Source organism: Dietzia sp. B19 (assembly GCF_014145155.1).
Lineage (GTDB): Bacteria > Actinomycetota > Actinomycetes > Mycobacteriales > Mycobacteriaceae > Dietzia > Dietzia natronolimnaea.
Window position 1 is genome coordinate 1 of the sequence record NZ_JAALED010000312.1, and the last position, 3567, is coordinate 3567.

The window sequence follows — 3567 nt, forward strand, 5'->3', positions numbered from 1 at the left end:
CCCGGGGTGTCCGCCGTCCAGGCGGTCGCCGCACGGGCCGGGGCCCCGATCGGCGCGGACTTCGCCGTGATGAGCCTGTCCGACCGGCTCAAGCCCTGGGAGGTCATCTCCCGCCGTCTCGACGCGATCGCCGCCGCGGACCTGGTCCTGGCGGTCTACAACCCCGCCTCGCGCTCGCGCACCCGCCAGGTCGCCGACGCCCGCGACGTCCTCCTCCGGCATCGCGACCCGGCCACCCCGGTGGTGGTGGGACGTGACGTGGGCCGGGCCGAGGAGTCCCTGACCATCACCACTCTCGCCGAGCTCGACTGCGACTCGGTGGACATGAAGTGCCTGCTCATCGTGGGCGCGTCGGGGACCCGCGTCACCGAGTCGGGGCGGGTGTGGAGTCCGCGGTTCGTGCGGTCATGACCGGCGCTCCACGGGGTGAGAGAAACGACGACGACGAGGGCGGCGAAGGCGGAATCGGAATCGGAGCTCCCGACCGCGACGCGCTGTGGCGGATCCTCGCCACCCGCCGCGACCACCGGCACTTCCACCCCACCCCGGTGCCGCGCGAGACCATCGATCGACTCCTCGAGGTCTTCGCCGTGGCCCCGAGTGTCGGGTTGAGCCAGCCCTGGCACGTCACCGTGATCGAGGACCGCGGCGTGCGCGAGGCCGTCCACGAGGGATTCCGCACCGTGCGCCGCGCGGAATCCGAGCGATTCGACGGCCGGCGACGCGCGCTCTACGACTCCCTGCGCCTCGAGGGCATCCTCCAGGCACCGGTCGGGCTGGTCGTCAGCCACAGGCCGCCCGCCGGGCCGGTCCTGGGGACCACGAGCGTCCCGGCGGCCACCGAGTACAGCGTGGTCGCCGCCATCACCCTGCTGTGGCTGGCCGTGACGGCCGAGGGCCTGGGCATGGGCTGGGTGAGCCTCGTCGACCCCGACCACCTCTCCGACAGCGTGCCCGTGCCCGACGGGGCCCGGCCCCTGGCGTACCTGTGTCTGGGACACCCCGCCCTCGAGCTGGACGAGCCGTTGTTGCAGACCGTCGGGTGGGGACGCAGGTCGCCGCTGTCGATCGACTGGGTGTAGAGCCGGGGCGCGTTCTGCCCCTCGGTTCAGGGTGAACTGATCAGCCGCGCCGTCTCGCTCCCGACGAGCAGCGCCTGATCGTCGTTCACCAGAGTCAGCGGGTAGGTGCTCCCGTAGGTCTCGACGAGCTGGGCGATGAGCTCGGGCGGATAGGGCGGGAGCGCGCCGTCCGCGTGGGGGATCACCACGGTCTCGACCAGCCCGAGTCCCCCGTGGTCGGTGAGTTCGGGCGCGGCGGAGGGGTCGTCCATCAGGCTGACCGGTTCGATGCTGGGTCCGGTGATGACCGATCCGGCGCTCGACCCGATGTAGGGCAGCCCCGCCCGTACCCGCTCGACGAGGGCCACATCCGCACCGCGGCGGCGCAGTGCCGCCATGAGGACGAAGGTGTTGCCGCCTGCGACGTACAAGGCGTCGACCCCGTCGAGCAGTCCGACGAAGTCGCCCGCGTCGTCGAAGTCTGCGGCGGTGATGTCGGTCAGTACGTAGCCCAGGTCCGAGAGCTGCGCGCGCTCTGCCGCCACGAACTCCGCACCCGCATAGGGGCTGGCGGCGTCGTTCAGGTAGCCGATCCGCACCGCGGGTGCGGGCCGGTTGACGTGCTCGGCGATGAAGGCGGGGACGGCGCCCACGCCGAGGGACAACAGGAGCAGGTTCATGGCGCCACTCTACGAGGGGGGTCGGACAGGACGGTGCCGAGGCGCGCGCCGATCACCCCGCAGGCAAGCGAACCGCGCCGGTGCCGCCCACGGCGGCGAGCGCGGTTAAAAACAAGGTGACCGGTGGGACCAGCACCGCGCCCGTGGCCCCGGCGGAAAAGTGGGCGCCGGCCCAGGAGACTCGGCTGACGGGGGTGACTGCGGGAAGCACTATGCGGCGCCCTGCGAGCTACCCGCCGGCGGCCACTGCTTGCTTGGCGGCCTCGACCAGATGATCCGCCGCGCGGCTCATCTTCTTCAACTCCCCATCGGTCAGGTCCTGATGCGTGTAGGCAGCCTTGTTCTTCAGGTTGAGCAGGGTGTTCAAGTGCCGTTCAGATCCGCTGTCGGCCTTCTTCAGCAGGGCGACCGCCTCGCTGTGGTTGCCGGTGTTGGAATGCACGCCGAGGCGCACGCAGCAGATGACATCCGAGGCGGCAATGCCCGCGTTGACGTACAGGTCCCCGGCGGCGTTGGGCATCTCTTCCCCGAGATGAACCGCGGCGTCGAGAAACTCGGATGCCTTGGACATGCGCCCCGCGGCGACTACCGCATCGCAGTTCCGCTGCCCCGCCATCACGACCTCCTTGCCGAGCGCAGCTGCGAGACGAACCAGGCCCGTTTCCCCGCGACGGTCAGGCCCTGCTTCGACACGTCATCGAGGAGGGGCTCACTTGCGTCGGCCGCAGCGCGGAACTCGTCTTCGGCGAACTCGACGATCCGGCCGTCATTGCCGGTCCACGCGGTAACTAGCCGGGCGAGTTCAGTCACCCGCTGCTCCCAGACGCCGTTCTCGTTGTCGATCGCGCGCACCAGGAACACGTCGATGTCGCTCCCCAGCGTCATGTGCCCCGTCGCCGCCGACCCGAACACCGCGCCGTACCGCAGTGCCGTCCCCCACTCGCCCAGGTGCTGTTCGAGTCGGCTCAGGAAAGTGGCGTTCAGCCGTGACAGCTCCATGATCGGCCCGGTCGCGAGGTGCTCGGCGTTGAGGCGGTAGGTGTGGGTCCGGCCTACTTCGGCGTGCAGCACCACGCCCTGGGCAGTGAGACGGTTGAGGACCTTGCGGATGCCCTCCCCTGACGCGGTGGAGAGGATTCGCTGGACCTGGCTGACCGTGAACGTGACGTCCGCGCTCGCCAGGACCGCCAGCACGTCGCCGTCCAGGGTCGGCGTCACCGTGGCGAACGGCTTGTTCAGCTGCATAGTCCGCACCCTTTCTCCAACTAAAGTTAGAGTATCACAACTATAGTTGGAGGACCCGGATAGGGTCGTGGTGGTTGGTGTCGTCGAACCCGATCGGGGAACTCAGTGTTCGTCACAGACACCCCTACCGACCTGTGCCGTGCCGTCAGCCCGAGACCACCTGCCGACGCCTGAACCCCGCCAGACCCGCGGCCACGAGCGCGCCGGCCATCACGGCGACCAGCAGGAACGGCGACGGAGCGAACTCCTCCACCGGGACGGCGGCGAGATGGTGCAGTGGCGAGAGCGACCGCAGCCACCCGGGGAAGTCCAGCAGGTCGGCGAAGTTGGCCACCAGGAACATCAGCGCGACCACCGCCCAGCCGACGGGCGCGGTCAACCGGGGAACCCAGCCGTAGAACACCCCGCAGACCCCCAGCACCAGCAGGACCGCCGGGGTGGCGCCGAGGTGCGAGCCGATCACCCCACCGACGAGCGAGGTGTCTCCGGTGACCACGGCAGCGGCGAGCGCCGTGCAGATCCCGGTGACCGCCAGGATGAGCACCGCGCCACAGGCCACCACGGCGAGGTGGGCGCCCACC

At 70.1% G+C, this 3567-nt stretch carries 5 protein-coding genes and 1 pseudogene; 2 read left to right on the forward strand and 4 right to left on the reverse strand.

Annotation, left to right across the window (positions count from 1 at the left end; all coding sequences use genetic code 11):
* Nucleotides 1-411: precorrin-3B C(17)-methyltransferase (locus G6020_RS09465; protein WP_182610441.1), on the forward strand; the 411-nt coding region annotated here is incomplete at its 5' end.
* Nucleotides 408-1082: a 5,6-dimethylbenzimidazole synthase gene (gene bluB / locus G6020_RS09470; protein ID WP_241732644.1), complete on the forward strand. Its 675-nt coding sequence runs from the start codon at nt 408-410 to the stop codon at nt 1080-1082. The genes G6020_RS09465 and bluB, both read left to right, overlap by 4 nt.
* 26 nt (nt 1083-1108) lie before the next feature.
* Here the strand turns inward: bluB and G6020_RS09475 are convergent, their stop codons facing one another.
* The 4 genes and pseudogenes from G6020_RS09475 to G6020_RS09490 all read right to left on the reverse strand — a co-directional run.
* Entirely contained in the window at nt 1109-1741 is a 633-nt protein-coding gene (locus G6020_RS09475; protein ID WP_182610442.1) for a Type 1 glutamine amidotransferase-like domain-containing protein, read from the reverse strand.
* Nucleotides 1742-1970: 229 nt separating this feature from the next.
* Nucleotides 1971-2357: a hypothetical protein gene (locus tag G6020_RS09480; RefSeq protein WP_182610443.1), complete on the reverse strand. Its 387-nt coding sequence runs from the start codon at nt 2355-2357 to the stop codon at nt 1971-1973.
* The gene (locus tag G6020_RS09485) at nt 2357-2986 is read right to left on the reverse strand and encodes a nucleotidyltransferase domain-containing protein (protein WP_182610444.1); all 630 of its coding nucleotides are present in this window, start codon (nt 2984-2986) and stop codon (nt 2357-2359) included. Before G6020_RS09485 ends, G6020_RS09480 begins: the two co-directional genes overlap by 1 nt.
* 145 nt (nt 2987-3131) lie before the next feature.
* Nucleotides 3132-3567, reverse strand: a pseudogene (locus G6020_RS09490) (hypothetical protein); the annotation flags it as partial.

Bases quoted from the DNA above. Each gene is read 5' to 3' on its own strand.
- bluB (WP_241732644.1), top strand. From the start codon at position 408: ATGACCGGCGCTCCACGGGGTGAGAGAAACGACGACGACGAGGGCGGC.
- G6020_RS09475 (WP_182610442.1), bottom strand. From the start codon at position 1,741: ATGAACCTGCTCCTGTTGTCCCTCGGCGTGGGCGCCGTCCCCGCCTTC.
- G6020_RS09480 (WP_182610443.1), bottom strand. From the start codon at position 2,357: ATGGCGGGGCAGCGGAACTGCGATGCGGTAGTCGCCGCGGGGCGCATG.
- G6020_RS09485 (WP_182610444.1), bottom strand. From the start codon at position 2,986: ATGCAGCTGAACAAGCCGTTCGCCACGGTGACGCCGACCCTGGACGGC.